The organism is Photobacterium swingsii (genome assembly GCF_024346715.1).
Classification (GTDB): domain Bacteria; phylum Pseudomonadota; class Gammaproteobacteria; order Enterobacterales; family Vibrionaceae; genus Photobacterium; species Photobacterium swingsii.
This window is the reverse complement of record NZ_AP024852.1, coordinates 2,975,844-2,999,749: the sequence shown is the minus strand read 5'-3', so window position 1 is coordinate 2,999,749 and position 23,906 is coordinate 2,975,844. Positions and strand designations below refer to the sequence as shown.

At 45.0% G+C, this 23,906-nt stretch carries 24 protein-coding genes; 19 read left to right on the top strand and 5 right to left on the bottom strand.

Going from position 1 to position 23,906, the window contains the following annotated elements; translation table 11 throughout:
• Positions 1-67 precede the first annotated feature (67 nt).
• Positions 68-676: a peroxiredoxin C gene (locus tag OCU77_RS13615; protein WP_107302779.1), complete on the bottom strand. Its 609-nt coding sequence runs from the start codon at positions 674-676 to the stop codon at positions 68-70.
• A gap of 132 nt (positions 677-808) precedes the next feature.
• Here OCU77_RS13615 and OCU77_RS13610 point away from each other — a divergent pair, with 132 nt between their 5' ends.
• From OCU77_RS13610 to aceA, 3 genes are all read left to right on the top strand, one after another.
• The gene (locus tag OCU77_RS13610; RefSeq protein WP_048898086.1) at positions 809-1,705 is read left to right on the top strand and encodes a hydrogen peroxide-inducible genes activator; all 897 of its coding nucleotides are present in this window, start codon (positions 809-811) and stop codon (positions 1,703-1,705) included.
• 649 nt (positions 1,706-2,354) lie between these two features.
• Positions 2,355-3,968 carry a malate synthase A gene (gene aceB, locus OCU77_RS13605; protein WP_048898087.1) on the top strand — a complete coding sequence of 538 codons (1,614 nt, stop codon included), beginning with the start codon at positions 2,355-2,357 and terminating at the stop codon, positions 3,966-3,968.
• 107 nt (positions 3,969-4,075) lie between these two features.
• Positions 4,076-5,380: an isocitrate lyase gene (aceA, locus tag OCU77_RS13600; RefSeq protein ID WP_048898088.1), complete on the top strand. Its 1,305-nt coding sequence runs from the start codon at positions 4,076-4,078 to the stop codon at positions 5,378-5,380.
• Between the two features lie 182 nt (positions 5,381-5,562).
• On the opposite strand, the gene OCU77_RS13595 is transcribed toward aceA, so the two are convergent.
• Positions 5,563-6,159, bottom strand: coding sequence for an acyl carrier protein phosphodiesterase (locus tag OCU77_RS13595; protein ID WP_048898089.1), 597 nt, complete (start codon positions 6,157-6,159; stop codon positions 5,563-5,565).
• Between the two features lie 107 nt (positions 6,160-6,266).
• Positions 6,267-6,713 (bottom strand): CBS domain-containing protein, encoded by a 447-nt coding sequence (locus tag OCU77_RS13590; protein WP_048898090.1) that lies wholly within the window; start codon positions 6,711-6,713, stop codon positions 6,267-6,269.
• 236 nt (positions 6,714-6,949) lie between these two features.
• On the opposite strand from OCU77_RS13590, the gene OCU77_RS13585 reads away from it, so the two are divergent.
• The 6 genes from OCU77_RS13585 (at position 6,950) to secF (ending at position 13,812) form a co-directional block, all read left to right on the top strand.
• Positions 6,950-8,014: a S1 family serine peptidase gene (locus OCU77_RS13585; protein WP_107302778.1), complete on the top strand. Its 1,065-nt coding sequence runs from the start codon at positions 6,950-6,952 to the stop codon at positions 8,012-8,014.
• An 81-nt stretch (positions 8,015-8,095) separates the two neighbouring features.
• Entirely contained in the window at positions 8,096-9,154 is a 1,059-nt protein-coding gene (queA, locus tag OCU77_RS13580) for a tRNA preQ1(34) S-adenosylmethionine ribosyltransferase-isomerase QueA (protein ID WP_048898091.1), read from the top strand.
• A 333-nt stretch (positions 9,155-9,487) separates the two neighbouring features.
• A complete protein-coding gene (gene tgt / locus OCU77_RS13575) occupies positions 9,488-10,615 on the top strand; it encodes a tRNA guanosine(34) transglycosylase Tgt (RefSeq protein WP_048898092.1) in 1,128 nt (375 codons plus the stop codon).
• Between the two features lie 22 nt (positions 10,616-10,637).
• Complete coding sequence (yajC, locus tag OCU77_RS13570) at positions 10,638-10,973, top strand: preprotein translocase subunit YajC (RefSeq protein WP_048898093.1); 336 nt, start codon at positions 10,638-10,640, stop codon at positions 10,971-10,973.
• A gap of 25 nt (positions 10,974-10,998) precedes the next feature.
• Positions 10,999-12,852: a protein translocase subunit SecD gene (gene secD / locus OCU77_RS13565; RefSeq protein WP_107302777.1), complete on the top strand. Its 1,854-nt coding sequence runs from the start codon at positions 10,999-11,001 to the stop codon at positions 12,850-12,852.
• 12 nt (positions 12,853-12,864) lie between these two features.
• The gene (gene secF / locus OCU77_RS13560) at positions 12,865-13,812 is read left to right on the top strand and encodes a protein translocase subunit SecF (RefSeq protein WP_048898094.1); all 948 of its coding nucleotides are present in this window, start codon (positions 12,865-12,867) and stop codon (positions 13,810-13,812) included.
• 85 nt (positions 13,813-13,897) lie between these two features.
• Here secF and OCU77_RS13555 read toward each other — a convergent pair whose 3' ends face one another.
• Both OCU77_RS13555 and suhB read right to left on the bottom strand, forming a co-directional pair.
• Positions 13,898-14,584 (bottom strand): leucine-rich repeat domain-containing protein, encoded by a 687-nt coding sequence (locus tag OCU77_RS13555; protein WP_048898095.1) that lies wholly within the window; start codon positions 14,582-14,584, stop codon positions 13,898-13,900.
• Between the two features lie 181 nt (positions 14,585-14,765).
• A complete protein-coding gene (gene suhB / locus OCU77_RS13550; RefSeq protein WP_048898096.1) occupies positions 14,766-15,566 on the bottom strand; it encodes an inositol-1-monophosphatase in 801 nt (266 codons plus the stop codon).
• A gap of 247 nt (positions 15,567-15,813) precedes the next feature.
• On the opposite strand from suhB, the gene trmJ reads away from it, so the two are divergent.
• The 10 genes from trmJ (at position 15,814) to pepB (ending at position 23,891) form a co-directional block, all read left to right on the top strand.
• Positions 15,814-16,545 carry a tRNA (cytosine(32)/uridine(32)-2'-O)-methyltransferase TrmJ gene (gene trmJ, locus OCU77_RS13545; RefSeq protein ID WP_048898224.1) on the top strand — a complete coding sequence of 244 codons (732 nt, stop codon included), beginning with the start codon at positions 15,814-15,816 and terminating at the stop codon, positions 16,543-16,545.
• 112 nt (positions 16,546-16,657) lie between these two features.
• Positions 16,658-17,176, top strand: a complete 519-nt coding sequence (iscR, locus tag OCU77_RS13540; protein WP_048898097.1) for a Fe-S cluster assembly transcriptional regulator IscR — start codon at positions 16,658-16,660, stop codon at positions 17,174-17,176.
• Positions 17,177-17,207: 31 nt separating this feature from the next.
• Positions 17,208-18,422 (top strand): IscS subfamily cysteine desulfurase, encoded by a 1,215-nt coding sequence (locus OCU77_RS13535; protein WP_048898098.1) that lies wholly within the window; start codon positions 17,208-17,210, stop codon positions 18,420-18,422.
• A 34-nt stretch (positions 18,423-18,456) separates the two neighbouring features.
• A complete protein-coding gene (iscU, locus tag OCU77_RS13530) occupies positions 18,457-18,843 on the top strand; it encodes a Fe-S cluster assembly scaffold IscU (protein ID WP_048898099.1) in 387 nt (128 codons plus the stop codon).
• Between the two features lie 21 nt (positions 18,844-18,864).
• Complete coding sequence (gene iscA / locus OCU77_RS13525; protein WP_048898100.1) at positions 18,865-19,188, top strand: iron-sulfur cluster assembly protein IscA; 324 nt, start codon at positions 18,865-18,867, stop codon at positions 19,186-19,188.
• A gap of 76 nt (positions 19,189-19,264) precedes the next feature.
• Positions 19,265-19,780, top strand: a complete 516-nt coding sequence (gene hscB / locus OCU77_RS13520; protein ID WP_048898101.1) for a co-chaperone HscB — start codon at positions 19,265-19,267, stop codon at positions 19,778-19,780.
• 14 nt (positions 19,781-19,794) lie between these two features.
• Complete coding sequence (gene hscA / locus OCU77_RS13515) at positions 19,795-21,648, top strand: Fe-S protein assembly chaperone HscA (RefSeq protein WP_048898102.1); 1,854 nt, start codon at positions 19,795-19,797, stop codon at positions 21,646-21,648.
• A 2-nt stretch (positions 21,649-21,650) separates the two neighbouring features.
• Complete coding sequence (gene fdx, locus OCU77_RS13510; protein WP_048898103.1) at positions 21,651-21,989, top strand: ISC system 2Fe-2S type ferredoxin; 339 nt, start codon at positions 21,651-21,653, stop codon at positions 21,987-21,989.
• Between the two features lie 124 nt (positions 21,990-22,113).
• On the top strand, positions 22,114-22,314 hold the full coding sequence (gene iscX, locus OCU77_RS13505; protein WP_048898104.1) for a Fe-S cluster assembly protein IscX: 201 nt from the start codon (positions 22,114-22,116) through the stop codon (positions 22,312-22,314).
• A 266-nt stretch (positions 22,315-22,580) separates the two neighbouring features.
• Entirely contained in the window at positions 22,581-23,891 is a 1,311-nt protein-coding gene (gene pepB, locus OCU77_RS13500) for an aminopeptidase PepB (RefSeq protein WP_048898105.1), read from the top strand.
• Positions 23,892-23,906 lie beyond the last annotated feature (15 nt).

Genomic DNA, 23,906 nt, shown 5'->3' with positions numbered 1-23,906 from the left:
TGACTTTGGCTTTACGCTATTGCGTTTGTCGCCTTATTAACACCGTGAGCGTGGTGTTAAGTGGTAATTACTTACCTAGGTCTGAAGTGTGCTCAGATAGGTAGTCTGCAACACCTTTTGGAGATGCATCCATACCTGCTTTGCCTTCTTCCCACTGTGCTGGACAAACTTCACCGTTCTTCTGGTGGAAGTTTAGTGCGTCAACCATGCGTAGCATTTCATCGATGTTACGGCCTAGTGGAAGGTCGTTAACTACTTGGTGACGTACTGCACCGTCTTCGTCGATTAGGAAAGAACCACGGAAAGCAACGCCTGCTTCTGGGTGCTCTACATCGTATGCTTTACAGATTTCGTGCTTAACGTCAGCAACTAGAGGGTATTTAACTTGACCGATACCGCCGTCTTCAACAGCAGTGTTACGCCATGCGTTGTGAGAGAATTGAGAATCGATTGAAACACCGATTACTTCAACGCCTTTCGCTTGGAAATCTTCAAAACGCTTATCGAATGCGATTAGTTCTGATGGGCAAACAAAAGTGAAGTCTAGTGGGTAGAAGAAAACTACCGCTTTTTTACCTTTGGTAAATTCTGCGAAGTTGAAGTTATCAACGATTTCACCGTTACCTAGAACAGCTGCAGCAGTAAAATCTGGTGCTTGACGACCTACTAGTACCATTTTGGTGCTCCTAATAAAATTCAATGTGGTGCTACTCTTTGAAGCAGCTCCCTGTTTGGACGAGACAAACTATAACGAAACTGGTAGATTCAAAAAAGCGGAATAAATAGATTGATGTAATCGAAAAATACGATGAACAAGTTTCCTTCCTTAAAGCAACTTAACTATATAGTCACATTGTCAGAAACGCGCCATTTTGGTGAAGCGGCCAAACTGTGCTTTGTGAGCCAGTCCACCCTGAGTTCGGGGGTACAAAATCTTGAAGAGCTAATCGGTTGTCAGCTGATTGAGCGGGATAACAAGTCCCTTGTCTTTACCTCTATGGGCGAAGAAGTCGTAACGCGTGCGCGTGAGCTGCTTGCGCGTTCGCGTGATTTGATGGAGTTATCCAATTGCACGGGCGATGGCATGGAAGGGCAGCTGCGTATTGGTTGTATTCCCACGATTGCCCCTTTCTTATTGTGTGATTTAGTCCAAGAAGTGAATCGATGCTTTCCTAAGCTGGATTTATTGCTACGTGAAGACACAACAGCCAACTTACTGACAGCGCTGCGTAACGGTGAGATGGATGTGCTTATCTTGGCCTTGCCGATGGAAATCAACGGCATGCAAAGCAAGATCGTCGGCCGTGATGCGTTTAAGATGGTCATTAGCCAAAAACAGGCCAATACAGTGCGGGTGCCGATTCGTTACGATGATTTACCTGACGCATCCGTATTTTTACTTGAGCGAGAGCATTGCTTAACCGACCATGCGGTGTCGGCATGCCAACTGACCAGTAAAGATAAGATAAATCCGTTTTCAGCCACGAGCCTGCATACTCTAGTGCAAATGGTAGCGAACGGTATGGGGATGACGTTTATTCCACAGATGGCGATTGATCATGGTTTGTTAGATAATCAAAATCTTGTGGTTGTTGAACCACCTGGCCATGAAGCTTACCGTGAAATCGGCCTCGTCTGGCGTCCGACGTCTAGTCGTATTCATACTTTTAATCAACTGGCCGATGTGGTTCAAGGGTTACTTTAAGTGCTGTAATTTCCTGTCTTTGGCGGCAAATTCCCATCTTTTTCCCATTTTCTTTATAGCGCTGGCATAAAAATCAATATGTCAGCACATTCCTCTGGTTTTTCTCCAAAATTTAGATTCATAACCACTAATGCCGAAGTGGTAACTCACTGCTATTTGTAGGTTTATTATGTTTCGCTTTAGAAATAAATGAAACTAGGTGAGTATTTTTGTATGCGGTTGGCGTATGAATATGACCTGACTGCATCTTCTATCTGTATGTTATTTAATCGATCTTTGGGTTTTCATTTTATCCTCCCTGTTTAAAACGCTTTTTGGGATTAATAAATTTGCAATTATTTCTGTAATTTAATTACGTAATTAAATCAAAAAGTGACATTTTTTAAGGCTCTGATTAAGAACCGAATTTTTAACTGGAAAATGTTTTAATTTAGTGTTTTGAGTTTTAGCTCTAGTTTGTTTAAGTGGCTGATATTAAAGAGAACTACTTGGTGTTTTGTCTTGTCTTTAGAAATGGGGCGCTTGCAATTGTGCGTTTGTTAATGCAACGTAAATAGGGCGTTACGCAGTTTGACTCGCAAAAACGCCTTGTTAGTCATCATTGATAAAAGTGGTGATAAAGTTACAAATGGAATTGTAGGAGATAGCCATGTCCACTGATAACACTTTGTCCTCTCATCATGTAAAGCTATCGCTTCAAAAAGCGCTATCTCCCGATCAGCAAGAAATTGTCAGTGATGAAGCACTGGCTTTTTTAGAGCGTTTGGTTGAACGCTTTGCTGAGCAAGTGCCGAGCCTACTCAATGCAAGGGATGAGCGACAACAACGTATTGATGCTGGCGAGCTACCTGATTTCTTAGCGGAAACGGCCAATATTCGCGAAGGGAGCTGGTCGATTCAAAATATTCCTGCTGATTTGCAAGATCGTCGCGTTGAGATCACGGGGCCAGTCGAACGTAAGATGGTCATCAATGCTTTGAATGCCAATGTGAAGGTGTTCATGGCGGATTTTGAAGATTCTTTTTCACCTGCCTGGGATGAAGTTGTCGCTGGGCAGCGAAATCTACGTGACGCGGTGAATGGCACTATCAGTTACACCAACCCCACTAACGGTAAGCAATATCAGCTTAACGATGATCCTGCCGTATTAATCTGTCGTGTGCGCGGTCTTCACCTGCCTGAGAAGCATTTGCTATGGCAAGGTGTGCCTATTCCTGGTGCTTTGTTTGATTTTGCTTTGTATTTTTTCCATAACTACAAGCAGCTACTTGCAAAAGGCAGCGGCCCGTATTTTTACTTACCTAAACTGCAAGCGCATCAGGAAGCGGCATGGTGGAGTGATGTCTTTAGCTTTGCAGAAGATGAAATGGGCTTATCGCGCGGCACCATTAAAGCGACAGTTTTGATTGAGACCCTACCTGCTGTGTTTGAGATGGACGAAATCCTCTATAGCTTGCAAGAACATATAGTGGGTTTGAACTGCGGCCGTTGGGATTACATCTTTAGCTACATCAAAACCCTACGCAATTACCCAGATCGCATTTTGCCTGATCGTCAAGTTGTCACCATGGAAAAGCCTTTCTTAAATGCTTACTCACGCTTGCTGGTACGTACCTGTCATCGTCGTGGTGCCTTTGCTATGGGAGGCATGGCGGCCTTTATTCCATCAAAAGATGCCGAGAAAAATGCTTGGGTACTCAATAAGATCCAGACTGATAAGTCACTGGAAGCCAATAATGGTCACGACGGTACTTGGGTTGCTCACCCAGGTTTGGCTGATACAGCCTGTGCGGTTTTCAATGAAACATTGGGTAACCGTCATAACCAACTTGATGTGAGTAGAAGTGAGGATGCGCCTATTACTGCCGCAGAGTTGCTTGCGCCGTGTGATGGTGAGCGAACGGAAGAGGGAATGCGTCATAACATTCGTGTGGCGGTGCAATACATTGAAGCTTGGATCACAGGTAATGGTTGCGTACCGATTTACGGTTTGATGGAAGATGCAGCAACGGCTGAAATATCACGTGCTTCCATTTGGCAATGGATTAAGCACGGTAAAGATTTGAGTAATGGCAAAGTGGTTACCGCAGCTTTGTTTGAGGAGATGCTTGCAGAAGAAATGCAAGTGCTAGAGCAAGAGTTGGGAAGTGACATTTTCGCGGCAGGGCAATACCAAGAAGCGGCTGAATTAATGGCGCGATTGACGACCAGCGATGAACTTATGAATTTCTTAACGGTACCGGGGTATGAGTATTTACCTTAGTCGGACCATACCATGAAGTAACTGAATGCAATGTGAAGCGTTAAAGACTAAAGCGGATTAACAAAGACGTTATACCTATTATCGCCAAATGAACGAGGGACATCATTATGACACTGACTCGCCAACAACAAATTGAAGCTATTGAAAAAGATTGGGCTGAGAACCCACGTTGGAAACACGTGAAGCGTACTTACACAGCAGAAGAAGTGATTAATTTACGTGGTTCGTTTGCACCGGCTAATACGATAGCTCAGCGTGGTGCTGATAAGCTATGGGACCTTGTTAATGGGTCGGCGAAAAAAGGATACGTCAACTGTCTTGGTGCGCTAACAGGTGGCCAAGCCGTACAGCAAGCGAAAGCCGGTATTGAAGCGATTTATCTTTCTGGTTGGCAAGTGGCGGCGGATAATAATACCGCATCTACTATGTATCCAGATCAGTCTTTGTACCCAGTTGATTCAGTACCCGCAGTGGTTAGCCGTATTAATAATGCGTTTCGTCGTGCCGACCAAATCCAATGGGCCAATGGCAGTAACCCAGAAGAAGGAATTGATTATTTCCTACCGATTGTTGCTGATGCAGAAGCGGGTTTCGGTGGCGTATTGAATGCGTATGAGTTAATGCGCAATATGATTGATGCTGGTGCGGCAGGTGTGCACTTTGAAGATCAGCTTGCGTCGGTGAAAAAATGTGGCCATATGGGCGGTAAGGTTTTAGTACCGACCCAAGAAGCCGTGCAAAAATTGGTTGCGGCACGTTTGGCGGCTGATGTGGCAGGCACAACAACCTTGGTGATTGCACGTACCGATGCTAACGCAGCAGATTTGTTGACGTCTGATTGCGACCCATATGATCGTGACTTCATTGAAGGTGAACGTACTCAAGAAGGCTTCTACAAAGTCCGTGCAGGTATTGACCAAGCCATTTCTCGTGGTCTGGCTTATGCGCCATATGCGGATCTTATTTGGTGTGAAACCGCGAAACCATGTCTTGAAGAAGCCCGTAAATTTGCCGAAGCGATTCATGCGCAGTACCCAGATCAGCTATTAGCTTATAACTGTTCTCCATCGTTTAACTGGGAGAAAAACCTAGATGCAGAGACGATTGCGAAATTCCAGCAAGAGCTATCAGATATGGGTTATAAGTACCAGTTTATTACCTTAGCGGGTATTCATAATATGTGGTTTAACATGTTTGAACTGGCGCACTCATATGCACAGGGTGAAGGCATGCGCCATTACGTTGAGAAAGTACAGCGTCCTGAGTTTGCTGCGGCTGAAAAAGGCTATACCTTTGTTGCGCATCAGCAAGAAGTGGGTACAGGTTATTTCGATAAGATGACCAATACGATTCAAGGTGGTAATTCTTCAGTGACGGCACTGACGGGCTCTACTGAAGAAGACCAATTTTAATCTAGCGAGAGGGCGGGAACACCGCTCTCTTTCCTCTCCCCCGAGAGAACTGAGTGACTCTTTTCCTAGTACAAGCCATGGCGTAACAACCATGGTTACCGTTTGTGACTTGTTAGTTTGTTATCGCTGGAGCACTTAGTGCTCCTTTTTTTTGTTTGGAAAAAGGATCTTAGTACGATCAACTATGAAGCTGTGTTTTGCTGTTGGCGATAACCTAACGCAGCTTGCTGAATTTGCGGGTAAATCGCGTGAAATGTGGTTTCAAGTTGTTGGTAGTGCGTAAAAATGTCTGTTGGTGTGTTGGCAAGTTGATGTAATTTGGGACGGCGAATTGCCATTCGTGTCAGGGCTGTTTCTATGGTGGCGGCTTCTTGGTATTGAATGAGCCATTGTTGCTGCCACATACGAGCACTCATTTGTTGGTAGCTTTCAGGTAAGTTGTACTGATAACGTTCTACATCTTGTTGGGCTTGGGTGACAAATTCGAGTAGGGAGTGCGAGTGATAGCGGAGCCAGTGCTTGGCAAGGAAATGATCCCAAGTGAGATCAAGGGCTATACCACTGACACGACGCGTCTCTGGCCTAAACAAGCGTTGGCATTGTTTAACCTGTGGCATGGCGTCGATATACCCATCAACAAAGCGATGTAGCTTGATACCATCAGCTGCAGCTTTAGTATGTTGTTTGTAAGGATCGCCTCGGACAAAATCAGCCAGTAAGTTACCTGCCAAATGGCTTTGGCAAAAATCAGCGAGATCCAAATGTGCTAAAAAGTTCACGACTACCTTATGTCCATGTGCCAAATTGAGCACTGAGTTTATAAGAGAATAGTGAATAGGTTAGCAAATAACAGCACAATCTCGTTTACGACTAAACACTTGATGAATTATGCCTCAACTTCTGTTGGCTCGACCTCATCTTGGATTTCCAACAAAGTAATTGCAATAGAGACAAAATCACTGTCGGTAATAATCCCCACTAAGACTTTATCTTCTACCACAGGTAGGCAGCCAATCTTATGCTTTTGCATATACAAGGCCGCTTCTTTCAAGCCTGCATGACAATCCACACTCATTAGCGAACGATTCATGCATTTTATCAGCTGAATATCGAGTGCTGACATAAAATTGCTTTGGGTGATCATTTCTAAGCTCGACTCTTGTGCTGAGAGCACATCGCGCTGGGTGACTAAGCCTAGAAGGTGGTGGTTTTCATCAATGACAGGAACGTGGCGAATCGTGTGTTTTTCCATTAAATCTTTCGCGTCAGCCAAGGTGCTGTAAGGGCCTAGTGCGTATGGATTTTGAGTCATCATATCTGCGACAGTGAACATACTTGCCTCCATTAACGGGGTAACAAATCCCTGTCTATTGAATGTAGCGAATATAAACCTAACTACCTATGACCACAGTCAAAAATTCACAAAATTATCTATAGCTGTTTTGATGGCGCTTTTTCGGGTAAAGCTTCGGATGTGGCATATACTAAATAAATCAATATGCTTATTTGGCATTAAAAATGGACTAAATATTCATATTGATTGTTAAGTCAATAAGAATAGGTAGAGTTATGGCTAGGTATATTGTTTTACTGCTGTTGTGCTACATAAGCTTACCTGTATTTGCATCATCCCCAGTTGCATCCCCTCGTATTATTGGTGGCGTGACCAGCCAAAATGATGAACTCCCTTGGCAGGTTTATCTCAATATCTCATTCCCGAATGATGGCACCTATGTTTGTGGTGGCGTGCTGGTGGCGCAAGATGTTGTATTAACGGCGGCTCACTGCTTACAAAATGGCGGCCTTATTGCCGATGCGGCTGATATTAAAGTTTGGGGGGGGATCTCAAGCATATTTAGCGCGACATCGCGTAATGCATTGTCTGTTAGCAGTCGCATTATTAATACGAATTATAATGCGTCCCGTTTTTCCAATGACATTGCCGTTCTAAAATTGCGTTCACCTGCACCAGATAGTGCTAAACCAATACTCATTGCCACCCAAGATCAACAAGAACGTGCTGATCTTGCTTTTCGAACCAATTATACCCAGGGTGGAAATAACCCCGCTAACCTTTTGGTATCTGGCTGGGGTAGTACCAGTGTGAACGGCTCATCGGGTTCGTCGTCTTTGCAACAAACCTTATTAACTGGGGTACCTGATAATATCTGTAGTAACCAATGGGGGGCCGGTGTGACTGATGGTGAAGCTAACATTTTTGTTTGTGCCATTTCGCCTTCTCCCTTGGTTGTGCGTGATAGTTGTTTTGGTGACTCTGGTGGACCATTAGTATGGCAAGACCCGCTACGAGCTAGCGACCCTGACTTTGGGCTACGTTTACTTGGGTTGGTGAGCTTTGGTGATGGTTGTGCCAGCTCGTTACCGGGGGTGTATACCGAGGTACTCCCTTTTGTTGGCTGGATCAATGGATTAACGACTAACAGCTTATTAGCGGTGAGTACACCAGCACTGAGTATTGATCCGTTTGCAAAGGATTACAGTAACGCTGGAACCGATATTGCAGTGCCAAGTACTGATAATATCTCAGGAAGCGATGGTGGAGGCAGTGTTGGTATTCTCGTCATCTTAGGGCTATTTAGTTTAGCCATGAAGCGTTCGCGAGCGGCTGTTTAGTAACGCAACAGCTCGAACTTTCCTTGATATTGCAGTGTGGCAGCCTATACTAGCTGCCTCTGTTTTTTGAGGCGCGACAAAATGCAAGTTTCTGATTTTCACTTTGACCTACCTGATGAGCTGATTGCTCGTTACCCACAACCTGAGCGTACTGCCAGCCGACTCCTTCAGTTGACGGGCAATACTGGCGAACTGCAGCATAAAGGCTTTAAAGATATGCTGGATTTGGTTGAGCCGGGTGATTTACTCGTGTTCAACAATACTCGAGTGATCCCTGCTCGCGTTTTTGGCCGTAAAGAGTCAGGTGGCAAAATTGAAGTGTTAGTTGAGCGTATGCTAGATGAAAAAAGCATCCTAGCTCATGTTCGTGCTTCTAAATCACCAAAACCGGGTAATGTCCTGTTTTTAGGCGATAATGATGAGCACCAAGCTGAAATGGTTGCGCGTCACGATACCTTATTTGAAATCCGTTTTACGGGTGATAAAACGGTACTGGAAGTATTGGAAGAAGTGGGCCACATGCCACTACCGCCTTACATTGACCGCCCAGATGAAGATGCTGATAAAGAACGTTACCAAACGGTCTACAATGCTAAACCAGGTGCAGTTGCAGCACCAACGGCTGGTCTTCACTTTGATGACGAGTTATTAGCGGCTATTAAGGCAAAAGGCGCTAACTTTGCTTTTGTAACCTTGCACGTAGGTGCGGGTACTTTCCAACCTGTTCGTGTAGATGATATTAATGATCACCACATGCACTCTGAATACGTTGAAGTTCCACAAGACGTGGTTGATGCGGTACTTACGACTAAGGCTAATGGCGGTCGTGTGATTGCAGTGGGAACAACATCAGTACGTTCGCTTGAGTCAGCAGCACAAGATGCACTGAAAAATGGTACAGAATTGGTGCCTTTCTTTGGTGATACCGATATCTTCATCTACCCAGGTGGCTATGAATTCCAACTGGTTGATGCGCTTGTGACAAACTTCCACTTGCCTGAATCTACTTTGATCATGCTAGTGAGCACGTTTGCAGGTTACGACCATACTATGCATGCTTATCAAGTAGCGGTTGAAAATCAATATCGCTTCTTTAGTTACGGTGATGCGATGTTTATTACGCGTCGTACCCAAGGCTAACTGCATTTTCGCTGATGCGTGTATTTGTTGATTTTCGTTGTCGGAATGAACAAATACATGAAGAGACAGGTCTAATTAGCGACTTACTCAGTTAAGTCAGTGTCATGTAAGGCTGCATTTGTTAAAATTGCAGCCTTTCTTGCGCTAAGCGCACCAGAATTTGGTCGTTATGTTTATCATAATGGCCTGTATTGCCGAAAAATCGTCAATACTATCGCTAAAATACATTAGGCATTCCGCCGTTTGTATTTGCCCTGATAGAGGTAGTGATTTTTCACGACTGTTACTGTCAGGTTGTTATGTCAGATTGTTTCTCTGGCTTTTGGAGGTTGTGTGAAATTTGAATTAGATAAAACGCAAGGTCGTGCTCGTCGCGGTCGCTTGCAGTTCGAACGCGGTACGGTTGAAACCCCAGCGTTCATGCCAGTAGGTACTTACGGTACTGTTAAGGGTATGACACCTGAAGAAGTAAAAGACACAGGTGCACAAATCCTACTTGGTAATACGTTCCACCTATGGCTACGCCCAGGCCAAGAAGTGATGAAACTTCACGGCGATTTGCATGACTTCATGCAATGGCAAGGCCCTATCCTGACTGATTCAGGCGGCTTCCAAGTATTCAGCCTAGGTGCAATGCGTAAAATCACTGAAGAGGGTGTTCACTTCCGTAACCCTGTAAACGGTGACAAGATTTTCATGGACGCTGAAAAGTCGATGGAAATTCAATACGATTTAGGTTCTGACATCGTGATGATCTTCGACGAGTGTACGCCATACCCTGCGACACACGACGAAGCGAAAAAATCGATGGAGATGTCACTACGTTGGGCACAACGCAGCCGTAACCACTTCGACAAACAAGAAAACCCGAATGCACTTTTTGGTATCGTGCAGGGTGGTGTGTATGAAGATCTGCGTGATGTATCGGTTGAAGGCCTAACAAAAATTGGCTTTGACGGTTATGCCGTTGGCGGCCTAGCAGTGGGTGAGCCGAAAGAAGACATGCACCGTATTCTTGAGCATACGTGTCCACAATTGCCTCAAGATAAACCACGCTACTTAATGGGCGTAGGTAAACCAGAAGATTTAGTAGAAGGTGTTCGTCGCGGTATCGATATGTTCGACTGTGTAATGCCTACTCGAAATGCCCGAAATGGCCACCTATTTGTGACCGGCGGTGTGATCAAGATCCGTAATGCGAAACATAAAACAGACACAACGCCTCTAGATCCGCATTGTGACTGTTACACTTGTCGTAATTACTCTAAGGCGTATTTATACCACTTAGATAAATGTAACGAGATTCTTGGTTCACGTCTGAATACAATTCATAACTTGCGTTACTACCAACGTTTGATGGAAAGTATCCGTAAGGCGATTGACGAAGATCGTTTCGATGCGTTTGTAGAAGAATTCTATGCGCGTCGTGACCGTGAAGTTCCACCACTAAAAAATGCTTAACAATTAACGAGGACGTTATTAAATGAGTCTTTTCATTTCTCAAGCTCATGCCGCAGCTGAAGGTGCACCACAAGGCGGAAGCATGCAGCTTTTCATCATGCTTGGTCTGTTTGCTGTAATTTTTTACTTCATGATTTACCGTCCACAGGCGAAACGTGCGAAAGAGCATAAAGATCTAATGTCTTCGATGGGCAAAGGTGATGAAGTGCTAACAAACGGCGGCCTACTAGGTAAGATCTCTAAAGTATCTGAAGATAACGACTACATTGTTATCGCGCTTAACGACAGCACTGAAGTAACAATTAAGAAAGACTTCGTGACTGCTGTTCTGCCAAAAGGCACGATGAAGTCTCTATAATTATTCGCTCTGAAGGATCATAGCAGTGCTAAACCGTTACCCTTTGTGGAAGAACCTGATGGTAGTGTTTACACTTATCATCGGTTTGCTTTATGCACTTCCCAACATATACGGTGAAGATCCAGCGATTCAAATCTCCGGGGCGCGTGGCGCCTCGGTAGATATGTCTGCTCTGGATGTTGTCACCGAAGACCTAGAAAAAAGTCAAATCTCCTACAAATCTATCGCGTTCGAAAACGGTGCTGTCCTGGTCCGCTTTAATGACACTGATACACAAATTAGTGCTCGCGATATTCTCAATGATGAACTCGGTGAAGACTACGTTGTAGCCTTAAACCTTGCACCTGCAACCCCTAGCTGGCTTGAATCAATTGGTGCTTCACCGATGAAACTCGGCCTCGATCTACGTGGTGGTGTTCACTTCTTAATGGAAGTGGATATGGATGCAGCAATGGAAAAATTGCTGGGTCAGCAGGAAGAAACATTCCGTACCGAACTGCGTGAAGCGAAAATTCGTTACCGTGCAATCAGTAAAACTGATACTGCCGTTGAAGTGCGCCTACGTGATGCAGAGCAAATGGCTCAAGCAGAGCGTGAGCTTGCTAAACTTCACCCTGATATGGTCTTTACCGACAGCACCAGTAATGGTCGCTTTGTGGTGAGCGCGACATTCTCTGAAGAGCGCTTAAAAGAGATTCGTAACTATGCGGTAGACCAAAACATCACCATTCTTCGTAACCGTGTGAATGAGCTAGGTGTTGCTGAACCTTTGGTACAGCGCCAAGGTGCTAACCGTATCGTTGTTGAGTTACCTGGTGTTCAAGATACAGCGCGTGCTAAAGAAATTTTGGGTGCGACAGCAACACTTGAATTCCGAGAAGTGGACAGCAGTGCTGATTTAGCGGCAGCAATGGCAGGTCGAGTACCTGCTGGTAGTGAAGTGAAAACAACACGTGACGGCCGTCCGGCGGTACTGAAAAAACGTGTCATCCTAACGGGTTCTCACATCACAGATGCAAGCTCAAGTGCTGATGAATACGGTCGTCCGCAAGTTAACATCTCGCTAGACAGCGAAGGTGGTAGCAAAATGACAGCCTTCTCACGTAATAACGTTGGTAAGCTAATGGCTACCATGTTCACTGAATATAAAGACAGTGGCGAGCGTGATGAAAATGGCAAAGTGATCCTAGAGAAGCACGAAGAAGTCATCAACCAAGCAACGATTCAAACTGCGCTTGGCCGTAACTTCCGTATCACAGGTATCGACTCAGCAGCTGAAGCGCACAACCTAGCCTTGCTACTACGTGCGGGTGCGTTGATTGCACCTATCTCCATTGTTGAAGAGCGTACTATCGGTCCATCAATGGGTCAGCAAAACATCGACATGGGTGTTCAGGCGTGTCTATGGGGTATGTTAGCCGTAATGCTATTTACGCTACTGTACTACCGTAAGTTTGGCTTGATTGCCAACATGGCACTGATGATGAACTTGGTAATGATTATTGGCATTATGTCGATGATCCCAGGTGCTACCATGACCTTACCGGGTATTGCCGGTATCGTACTGACTGTTGGTATGGCCGTCGATGCGAACGTACTGATCTTTGAACGTATCCGTGAAGAGCTGCGTGAAGGCCGAAGCCCTCAGCATGCGATTCAACAAGGTTACGCGAATGCATTCAGTACCATTGCCGATGCCAATATCACTACCTTAATTACAGCAATCATTCTGTTTGCCGTAGGTACAGGTGCGATTAAAGGCTTCGCTGTAACACTGTCGATCGGTATTTTGACCTCGATGTTCACAGCTATCGTGGGTACGCGTGCTGTAGTTAACTTTATCTACGGCGGTAAGCGCGTAGATAAGCTGTCGATCTAAGGGGACGCTAGAATGTATCAATTATTGCAAACGGGTAAAGCCATAGACTTTATGCGTTGGTCAAAAGTGGCCTTCTTTGTATCACTGGTGATGATTGCAGCTGCAATTGGCACCGTTGCCACTAAGAAGCTTAACTGGGGCCTTGATTTCACTGGCGGTACCTTGATTGAAGTGGGCTTTGAACAGCCAGCTGATTTAAGTTTGATCCGTGAGTCGCTTGAGAAAGCGGGCTTTGGTGATGCGATTGTTCAAAATTTCGGTACAGCACGCGATGTATTAGTACGCCTTCAGCCTCGTGAAACCCTAAAGGGTGAGAAGCTAGGTCTACAAATCATCGATGCGCTGAAAGCAGGTACAGAGCAAAACGTTGAAATGCGTCGTATTGAGTTCGTTGGCCCGAATGTGGGTGATGAGCTAGCAGAAGCGGGCGGTCTAGCAATTATTGCTTCACTGCTATGTATCTTGTTATACGTTTCGATGCGTTTTGAATGGCGTCTGGCTGCAGGTGCGGTATTAGCACTGGCGCACGATATCATTATTACTATCGGTATCTTCTCGTTCTTACAAATTGAAGTGGATTTAACCATAGTTGCAGCCTTGCTAACTGTGGTCGGTTACTCCCTCAACGATACTATTGTTGTCTTTGACCGAATCCGTGAAAACTTCCGTAAGATGCGTAAAGGTGATTCTGCTGATGTTATGAATAACTCGATCACTCAAACATTAAGTCGTACCTTGATTACCTCTGGTACTACCTTGTTTGTAGTTATCGCGCTATTCCTACAAGGCGGCACTATGATCCACGGTTTTGCGACAGCATTGCTGATTGGTATCGTAGTGGGTACTTATTCGTCTATTTACGTGGCTTCTGCACTTGCTCTGAAACTAGGTATTGTTCGTGAACACCTAATGCCACCGCAAGTTGAAAAAGAAGGTGAAGAGTTTGAATCCATGCCTTAGTGGCGTGTGATGCTTACTGATAAAAAACGGTGCCCATGTGGCACCGTTTTTTTATGTCTGTATGACTATATAGATATGGGATAGCTTAGTTAGCCCATTCACTGGCAGGGCGTTGCTTGCCACCATTCATTTTATTGCCTTGCTCAATTAAGGTCGTTAGTTTGGTGTTGTGGCTGAGATCTAATTCAGTGAGATCATTGTCCATCACATTCAGTAGTTCAAGCTCGGTCGCTGTGCTTAGATCCAAAGTCGAGAGTTCGTTGGATGGGAGTGCAAGGCGTGTTAACCGACTTTTTTTACTCAGCACGAGACTCTCCAATTGGTTATGACCTGCCAGTAATTTTTCTAACTTAGGGTTAGCGCGAATATCGAGTGTTTCTAGCTCGTTTTCGGTCACAACCAGACTGCGTAAATTTTCATTTTCACTCAGATCCAATGACTGGATTTCGTTATCAGCAAGATTAACCTGGCGTAGCTCGGGATTATTGGTTAAGTCAATGGTTGTAAGTTGGTTATCTTTTAGCGATAGCTCACGTAGGTTTTCGAAGTACTTTAATTCATCGACAGACTTGATATCACTGTTATCGCAATCAAGCTCGGTAATATCTTCAGAATACTGTTCGTTGGCTTCTAATACACAGCTTCGAAAATTTTGATCGGCAAAAGGAATTGCATCCACGGTTTCGTAATGTTTATCGCAGCCGCTTAATAGTGAAGTACAAACAATTGCGATTGCAGAAAGGGGCAGGGTGCGCGAGAAAAGTGATGACATAACAGTGACCTACAAGAGGGAAATAAATACGTATTCTACATAATCAATACGATGTTTTATAAGTGCTAGATCAGGTTATCAAGGCTGCTGCTATTCGATAATGAAGGAAATGATCAAATTCAGGGCAAAAAAAAGCCCCGCACAGTGTGCAGGGCTTCGAATTTGACGCGTAATCTAAAAATTACTTAGTCAGTGCATCGCTACCGTGTTCACGGATTTTAGCAAGCATTGGTTTAACTACACGTGCGTTACCAGCAACGATGTTGCCAGATGTGATGTAGTTAGTGTTACCTGTGAAATCTGTACAGATAGCACCAGCTTCGCGAGCAATTAGTTCACCAGCAGCAATTTCCCAAGGCTTAAGGCCTAGTTTGAAAACGCCATCAACGCGGCCAGCTGCTAGGTAACATAGGTCTAGTGCACTTGAACCCATTTGACGCATGTCGTCACATTCAACGAAAAGTGCGCTTTGGATTTTTAGGTAGCTTTCTGAATGTTGCTTAGCTGCAAACGGTAGACCTGTTGCTAGGATAGTACCTGCAAGGTTACGCGGTTGAGTTGCACGTAGACGTTGGCTGTTCAATTGAGCGCCAGAACCACGTGTTGCTGTGAATAGTTCGTTACGAGCAGGGTCGTAAACGGCAGCTACTTCAGTACGGCCACGCATGCGTAGTGCTACTGAGATAGCGAAGTGAGGCAAACCTCGTGCGAAGTTTTTGGTGCCATCCACTGGGTCAATGATCCATTGACATTCTTTGTCACGGCCTTCTTTAGTACCAGTCTCTGCACCAATGATGCAGTGATCAGGGTAAGACTTAAGAATTGTTTCGATGATGAGAGCTTCAGCTTCAAGATCGATATTGGTAACTACGTCATTACCTTTTTCAGCAACCTCGATTGATTGAGGCTTCTCTAGTGATTTCATGACATGGTCACCGGCCTTTCGTGCAGCACGAATGGCGATGTTTAGCATCGGATGCATAGGATCTTCCCAACGGATGTTAAAGAACTAAAAAGCGGCGGCGAGTATAACAGAGCCTAGCGAAAATGGAAGTGGTTATTTTTTATTCGTTCAATGTAACGACTAAAAGCGTAAAAGGAATGCGGCAGCAGCAATTGATGCATAATTCTGATAATAATGTTGATTGAATCTACATGTTTTCCCCACTTTCAAAATGGCTGTGCTAAAATCCCTCGGCTTTAACAAAACGTCGGAAAATTGCTACGCCATGTTAGATAAAATCAGCGTTGTTTTAATTGGTACATCCCACCCTGGAAATATTGGCTCTGCTGCCAGAGCAATGAAGGTGATGGGCTTAACGAATCTTGTCCTTGTCGATCCTGCTTGTGAGATCGATGAGAAGTCTATTGCCCTTGCTGCAGGGGCGGCGGATATTGTTGAGAACGCCAGAATCGTCAACACCCTTGATGAAGCAGTGGCTGATTGTGGCTTAGTGATTGGCTCAAGTGCTCGTTCCCGTACCTTGGAATGGCCTCAGCTCGATCCACGTGAATGTGGTATCAAGACGATTGAAGAAACCAATTCTCACCCTGTCGCTATTCTTTTTGGTCGTGAACGTACAGGTTTAACCAATGAAGAGCTGCAAAAATGTCACTGTCATGTCTACATTCCTGCAAATCCTGAATATAGCTCACTGAATTTAGCGATGGCTGTACAGACAATTAGCTACGAGATCCGCATGGCGCATCTTGAAGCTGAAAAGTACAAAGGTGAAACGCAAGAGGTTGAATATCCTCGTGCGAAGGAACTCGAAATGTTCTATGAACACCTTGAAAAAGTGACTCGTCAAACCCGATTTATCAATAAGAACCATCCTGGTATGGTGATGAATAAATTGCGTCGTTTATTCAACCGTGCTCGACCAGAGCAACAAGAGCTGAATATCCTGCGTGGTATCCTTTCTTCAGTTGAGAAATCGTTAGCTTCCCGCGAAAAGTAGACCTACATAGCAAAGGGTTAAAAGCCTGACTAAATTAGTCAGGTATATACTTGACTGTTTTAGTCGGGTATGCAAAACTGCTCCCATATACATGAGTGGGTAGCGGTGTGTTATGAGATTGACTTCAAAAGGAAGATATGCAGTAACAGCGATGTTAGACGTCGCCTTGCATTCTCAAGATGGCCCTGTGCCTTTGGCTGATATTTCAGAGCGCCAAGGTATCTCGTTGTCTTATTTAGAACAGCTTTTTTCTCGGCTGCGTAAGGCTGGTTTAGTAGCAAGTGTGCGTGGTCCAGGTGGTGGTTACCGCCTTGGTGAAGAAGCCAACGACATTGCTATCGGCATGGTTATCGCGGCGGTTGATGAATCAGTAGATGCAACTAAGTGTCACGGAAAAGGTGGTTGCCAGGGCGGAGCCCGTTGTTTAACCCATACCTTGTGGCACGATTTAAGTTCACGTATTAGTGGCTTTTTAAACAACATCACGCTCGGTGAGCTGATGAAAGACAACGATGTTCAAGCTATCTCTGACCGTCAAGATCAGTATTTACAAAACAACGTTGCTAAGTCGAATTTAGTAAATAAAAAACAACACGATAACGCCACCATTGGTGTCGATGTCCGCTCCTAGAGACTAGCTGTCCGTGTTTTCGGAGATGAAAATGAAATTGCCTATATATTTAGATTATTCTGCTACTTGTCCTGTTGATCCACGTGTTGCCGAAAAGATGGTGCAGTGCATGACTATGGACGGCTGCTTTGGTAACCCAGCTTCGCGCTCTCACCGTTACGGTTGGCAGGCAGAAGAAGCGGTAGACAACGCTCGTGAACAAATTGCAGATCTTCTAAATGCAGACCCTCGTGAAATTGTTATCACGTCGGGTGCAACTGAGTCAGATAACTTAGCAATTAAAGGTGTTGCGCACTTTTACCATAAAAAAGGCAAGCACATCATTACATGTAAAACAGAGCACAAAGCTGTTTTAGATCCATGTCGTCAACTAGAGCGTGAAGGTTTTGAGGTGACATACCTTGAGCCTGAAGAAAACGGCCTGATCGACATGGCGAAATTGCGTGACGCACTGCGTGAAGACACCATCTTAGTGTCTATCATGCATGTGAATAACGAGATTGGTGTGATCCAAGACATCACAGCAATTGGCGAACTATGTCGCGAACGTAAAATTGTCTTCCATGTTGATGCAGCACAATCTGCAGGCAAGTTGCCAATCGACGTGCAAGAAATGAAAGTTGATTTAATTTCGATGTCTGCGCACAAATTGTACGGCCCTAAGGGTATCGGTGCATTGTACGTACGTCGTAAACCTCGTATTCGCCTAGAAGCGCAAATGCACGGTGGCGGCCATGAGCGTGGTATGCGTTCAGGTACGCTAGCAACGCATCAAATCGTTGGTATGGGTGAAGCATGCCGTATTGCAAAAGAAGAGATGGAGCAAGATCGTGCTCACGCTGCTGCAATGCGTCAACGTTTACTTGATGGCATCAAAGACATCGAAGCAACAACAATTAACGGTGACCTAGAGCAACGTGTAGCAAACAACCTAAACGTAAGTTTTGCATTCGTTGAAGGTGAATCACTGCTAATGGCACTGAAAGATCTAGCGGTTTCATCAGGCTCTGCATGTACATCGGCAAGCCTAGAACCTTCGTACGTACTTCGTGCGCTTGGTTTGAACGATGAACTGGCACACAGCTCAATCCGTTTCTCTTTTGGTCGTTTTACGACTGCAGAAGAAATTGATTACGCAGTAAATCAAATCAGCACCGCAGTTGAAAAACTACGTGAAATGTCGCCTCTTTGGGACATGTACAAAGAAGGTGTAGATTTAGATACCGTTGAGTGGGCACACCACTAATCTTTGCGGTCATATAGCATTCGAGGAAATTATCATGGCGTATAGTGAAAAAGTCATCGATCATTATGAGAACCCGCGTAACGTGGGCTCATTTGATAAAAACGATAAAAGTGTTGGTAGCGGTATGGTGGGTGCACCAGCTTGTGGCGACGTAATGAAGCTGCAAATTAAAGTTACCGAAGAAGGCATCATCGAAGATGCGAAATTCAAAACATACGGTTGCGGCTCGGCAATTGCTTCTAGCTCACTGATTACTGAGTGGGTTAAAGGTAAAACATTAGACGAAGCTGCATCAATCAAGAACTCAGCAATCGCTGAAGAACTTGAATTACCGCCTGTAAAAGTTCACTGCTCGATTCTTGCAGAAGATGCAATTAAAGCAGCTGTAACTGATTACAAAAAGAAACACGAAGAAAATTAATTCCGTTGAGGGTTGTTGTACATGGCCATTACTATTACTGAAGCGGCAGCAAGTCGCGTAGCTACTTTCTTAGAAAACCGTGGTAAAGGCATTGGCCTGCGTCTCGGCGTCCGAACTTCAGGATGTTCAGGAATGGCCTATGTGCTCGAATTCGTTGATGAACTCGATGAAGGCGATCAAGTATTTGAACAACAAGGTGTGAAGGTGATCATTGATCCTAAGAGCCTTGTTTACCTAGATGGTACTGAGCTTGATTTCGCCAAAGAAGGCTTAAATGAAGGCTTCCAGTTCAACAACCCGAACGTATCGAGCGAATGCGGTTGTGGCGAGAGTTTCAACGTGTAATCGCCTTTTCTATGCGTAGTAAAAAGTGTGAATTATCCCACTTTCTACTGCGCATTTTACTGATACTAGATGCGATATGAATCATTTCGAATTATTTGGGCTACCTTTCCAATTTGAATTGGATGGTAGCCTTCTTTCACACCAGTTCCGTGAACTGCAGCGTCGTTTCCACCCTGATAATTTTGCAACGGCTTCAGAGCGTGACCGCTTGATGTCAGTGCAAAAAGCCGCCCAAATTAACGATGCCTTCCAAACGCTTAAGCACCCAATTACTCGTGCCGAGTATATGCTTTCTGAACGCGGCCTTGATATCCGTGGTGAGCACAAAACATTGCAAGATCCGATGTTTTTGATGCAGCAAATGGAACTACGTGAAGAGCTGGAAGAAATCCCTGATGCTAGCGACCCTGCCGAAGCGTTATTCGATTTTGAGCAACAGACCAAAAAGCTCTATAAAGCACAGTTAATCGAACTAGAAAGTTTGCTCGTTGCGAGTAATTGGAATGATGCGGCAGATGCCGTGCGTAAGCTTAAATTTATTGATAAGCTGCGTGATGAAGTTGAGCGTCTGGAAGAGACGTTACTAGATTAAAAACAGGAATCACCATGGCACTGTTACAGATTGCTGAACCCGGTCAAAGCGCTGCACCGCACCAACATCGTCTTGCGGTGGGTATCGATTTGGGTACGACAAATTCATTAGTTGCGGCTGTTCGCAGCGGTGAACCCGCAACACTTGTCGATGAAAACGGTCGTTCATTACTGCCGTCTATTGTTCACTACGGTGAGCAAGCAACGTTAGTGGGGTTTGATGCGAAAGCACATGCTCAACAAGATCCTGAGAATACTATCATCTCGGTAAAACGTATGATGGGACGTTCTTTAGCTGATATTGAACAGCGTTACCCGCATTTACCTTACCAGTTCACTGCAACTGATAACGGTTTGCCACAACTGGTTACACGTCATGGTGCTGTTAACCCGATCCAAGTCTCTGCTGAGATCTTAAAGACACTGACTGAGCGTGCAACGCAAACGCTAGGTGGTGATCTTGAAGGCGTGGTGATTACGGTGCCAGCTTACTTTGATGATGCGCAACGCGCAGGTACCAAAGATGCGGCGCAACTAGCGGGTCTTAATGTATTACGTTTATTGAATGAACCGACAGCGGCTGCAATTGCATACGGCTTAGATTCAGGCCAAGAAGGCGTGATTGCGGTTTACGATTTAGGTGGTGGTACTTTTGATATCTCGATTCTACGCCTATCAAAAGGTGTCTTTGAGGTATTAGCTACAGGCGGTGACTCAGCACTAGGTGGTGATGACTTTGATCACCTACTTGCAGATTGGATTATGACGCAAGCAAACTTAGCTGAAAATCTGACTGCGCAGCAACGCCGTATTCTCCAAGACGCAGCAACAGACGCTAAGATTGCTTTATCTGATAGCGACACGACAACGATTGAAGTCTTGGGTTGGCAAGGTGAGATTTCTCGCGAACAATTTAACGAAATTATTCGACCATTAGTGAAGAAAACGCTGATGTCATGTCGTCGTGCTTTGCGTGATGCAGACGTTGAAAGCGAAGATGTCATTGAAACGGTAATGGTCGGTGGTTCTACGCGTGTGCCACTTGTCCGTGAAATGGTGGGTGACTACTTTGGCAAAACACCATTAACCTCTATCGACCCTGATAAAGTGGTTGCGATTGGTGCATCGATTCAAGCTGATATTTTGGTCGGCAACAAGCCTGACACTGAAATGCTCCTGCTCGATGTAATCCCATTGTCGCTGGGTATTGAAACCATGGGTGGTATGGTTGAAAAAATCATTCCTCGTAATACAACAATTCCTGTTGCACGCGCGCAAGAATTTACGACGTTCAAAGATGGCCAGACAGCTATGTCTGTTCACACGGTGCAAGGTGAGCGTGAAATGGTGAGCGATTGCCGTTCACTGGCACGTTTTACGCTACGCGGTATTCCAGCAATGGCGGCAGGTGCTGCTCATATTCGAGTGACGTACCAAGTTGATGCTGACGGTCTACTGTCTGTAACCGCGATGGAAAAGAGCAGCGGCGTACAATCTTCTATTCAAGTTAAGCCATCTTACGGTTTAAGTGATGACGAAATCGCGACAATGATTCGTGATTCGATGACCTATGCACAAGACGATAAAGATGCGCGAGCACTTGCTGAACAACAGGTTGAGGCCGATCGTGTATTAGAAGGACTTATCGCGGCATTGGCGCAAGACGGTGATACGTTACTGTCGAAGGAAGAGCGTGATGCATTGGAAGCTGTAATGATGGAATTGGTTCAATTGCGTCAAGGTACTGATGTACGCGCAATTGAAAATGGTATTAAGAAAACAGACAAAGCTAGCCAAGAGTTTGCCTCTCGTCGAATGGACAAATCTATTCGTCAGGCATTGGCTGGTCAATCTATTGATGAGGTTTAGGCATGCCTAAAATTGTTGTATTACCCCACGAAGATCTTTGCCCAGAAGGCGCAGTGCTTGAAGCCGAAGAAGGTCAAACGGTACTGGACGTTGCACTGAAAAATGGCATCGCAATTGAACATGCTTGTGAAAAATCATGCGCATGTACGACTTGCCATGTGATTGTGCGTGAAGGCTTTGATTCGTTGGATGAAAGTGATGAGCTAGAAGATGACATGCTAGATAAAGCATGGGGTCTTGAGCCTGAATCACGCTTAGGCTGCCAAGCGAAAGTTGCGCAAGAAGACCTTGTGGTCGAGATTCCGAAATACACGCTAAACCTAGCGTCGGAACAACACTAATCACAAGTTCTGCTCTGGCAGACAAAGTGACAATAAAATATAGCTTTCCTGTTAACTGTTGCACAGCAATAGTGAAGTGGGGGAGCTATATTTTTATGTACTATTGAAAGAACAAGGAATGCTTATGAGTTTGAAATGGATAGACTCACTTGAAATCGCGATTGCACTTTGTGAGCAGTACCCAGAGCAAGATCCCCACACAGTACGCTTTACTGATCTTCGTGAGTGGATAATGGCACTTGATGAGTTCGACGATGACCCTACCCATTGCAACGAACGTGTATTAGAAGCGGTGCAAATGTATTGGATTGAGGAAGCCGATTAGATCCCATTCTTGGTGTTACATTCCGAATAAGTATGACAAGTCGATCTTGCTCTTACTTTCATGGCTCTAACTTGTTTATCTTCAGTAGACAGGGCAAAGTATCGTCAAACTTGATTGAAAGCGGACTATCGGTCCGCTTTGTTGTATCTAAATGTTTTTTCATCTTGCAAACCCGCGGCAACACCCCCATAACAAACGTAATGATGTTACCGCGCTGAATTTATTGCGCTATCCATTAGATTGGAACAGAACCCAAGGAGTTTTACATGTCTGCCAATATGCTTGTTTTCTTATCTCAAGAGCCCGCTGATGCGAAGTGGGGTAGCAATGCACTTGTATCATTTGATGCTGAAGGGACTACCGTACATGTAACAGACGAAAATCAACTTGCAGCAGTACAGCGTGCTGGCCGTAAGCTTGATGGTCAAGGGATTAAGCAAGTCACGCTATCTGGTGAAGGCTGGGAACTAGAAAGCATTTGGGCGTTTGTTCAAGGCCACCGTAACTCAAAGTCGACCAGCGAGGTGCAATGGCCGACACTCGAGCAGGCTGATGAAGCAGAACTGCAGGCACGTATTCAAGCGACTAACTGGGTACGTGAAGTGATTAACCAGTCAGCAGAGGTCGTGCGTCCATCTCAATTAGCATCACGCGCTGGTGAGTTCATTAAATCATTGGCACCTGATCACGTGACTTACAAAATCGTTAAAGGTAACGATTTGATTGATGAAGGCTGGATGGGGACGCATACCGTCGGTCGTGGTTCAGAGCGCTCTCCTGCAATGTTACGTCTCGATTACAACCCAACCGGTGATGCCGATGCTCCTGTGCATACTTGCCTTGTAGGTAAAGGTATTACTTTTGATTCAGGTGGCTACAGCTTGAAGCCATCGGGCGGTATGTCAGCAATGAAAGCTGATATGGGTGGCGCAGCAATGGCGACAGGTGGTTTAGCGCTTGCGATTGCTCGTGGTACTCAAAAACGCATTAAGTTGATCCTATGTTGTGCAGAAAATATGGTTTCTGGTCGTGCTTTCAAATTGGGCGATGTGATCACTTATAAAAACGGTAAAACAGTAGAGATCTTAAATACCGATGCTGAAGGTCGTTTAGTCTTGGCTGATGGCCTTATTTACGCGAGCTCTCAAAACCCTGAAATGATCATCGATTGCGCAACCCTAACAGGTGCAGCGAAGAACGCACTGGGTAATGATTACCACGCACTATTTAGCTTTGATCATGATCTGGCTCAGCGTGCACTTATGGCAGCAAGTGAAGAAATGGAAGGTCTATGGCCACTACCATTGGCGGAAATGCACCGCAGTATGATGCCATCGAATTTTGCAGATTTGTCTAACATCTCGCAAGGTGATTTCTTACCGGGTGCAAGTACGGCTGCGGCATTCTTATCTTACTTCGTTGAAGATTACCAAAATGGTTGGATGCACATTGACTGTAGCGGTACTTACCGTAAGAGCGCGAACGACAAGTGGTCGGCGGGTGCAACGGGTATGGGCGTACGTACACTGGCTAACATCTTAGGTGATGACGAGCTAGTAGAAGAAACGGCAGAATAATCGCAACAATAAAAT